Consider the following 1,166-nt stretch of genomic DNA (forward strand, 5'->3'; position numbering starts at 1 on the left):
TCATACTTTGACACTAAGTACTTTTAATAAATATTTTTCATTCCAAGCAGCTTTAAGTCTTTTACCAGGAATTCCCTGTTTTTCTGATGTTTCATTTCTTAATAAGTTCAGAGCTATTTTTAAAAGAACGGAATAGTTTTGAGTAGCATTTCCTGCTCTTTTCCTAGAAGCATCCTCAGAAAAACCTACATCTAAAGTCCAATGTAATTTGTTTTCAACACCCCAATGTGAGCGAATATCTTGTTGATATTTATCGGCTTTGTTTTTTAAACTTGATATGTAATAGCGAGTAGCCTTCTCTGTAGGTTTATCAGAGTTTTTAAACGCTCTAGTGCTATCAATTTTAATAATTTGATTCAAGTTTCTCCATTTATCATTTTTATTTTCAATAAATGAAAAATTAGATATGACACTACATCTTCTTGTCTCTATTCTTCCATGCCCCATATCAATATCAGTATGAATCTCTACTTCTTTAGAAAATTTAAATTCATCTTCAATTTCTTCTAAAAGTTGCTTTTGATTTCCTTTTACAGCCAATATATAATCAGCTCCATTGGTAATGATTTTCTCGGCGATGTTTGTTTGTGTCCCCATAGCATCAATAGTTATAATGTTCCCTTGAATCATTAATTTATCTAGTAACTCTGGAATAGCAGTAATTTCATTTGATTTATTATTGACTCTTACTTGTCCTAAAACTAAGTTACTTTCATTTGCCCAAGCACTTACCATATGAACAGGAGACTTTTTTCCTTTTGATTTTGCGCCTCGTAAAGTTTTACCATCAATTGCTATAACTTGTCCTTTGCTAAGTTCTGAAATGGAATTTACCCAATCGATAAAACAGTTTTCAAATTGATTGCTGTCTATTGAAGAAAACACCCTATTTATAGTATCCTCAGAAGGAATTCCGTTTTTAAGATTTAGAAACTTCTTAAGAAATTCTTCTTTTGAGCTGGCAAACTCAGTCATTTGTTTCCAAGTTTCTGCCCCACAAATCACTGAAATTATTCCGATAAGAAGGATATCAACTAAGTCATGTAATTGATTTATATGGCTTCTAGGGTCTTCTAACTTACCAAAAATACTTATTATTTTACTATCTGGATTCATACTGTTAATGTATTGATTATCAGTATAATATACGGTTTTAAAACAACTTA

Annotated in this window: 1 protein-coding gene; it reads right to left on the minus strand. The window is 30.8% G+C overall.

What is annotated here, in order from left to right; translation table 11 throughout:
• On the minus strand, window positions 1–1,116 hold the full coding sequence (locus ES044_RS18265) for an ISAs1 family transposase (RefSeq protein ID WP_147120780.1): 1,116 nt from the start codon (window positions 1,114–1,116) through the stop codon (window positions 1–3).
• Window positions 1,117–1,166: the final 50 nt, after the last annotated feature.

Origin of the sequence: Polaribacter sp. IC066, from assembly GCF_007997085.1 — a bacterium.
GTDB lineage: Bacteria > Bacteroidota > Bacteroidia > Flavobacteriales > Flavobacteriaceae > Polaribacter.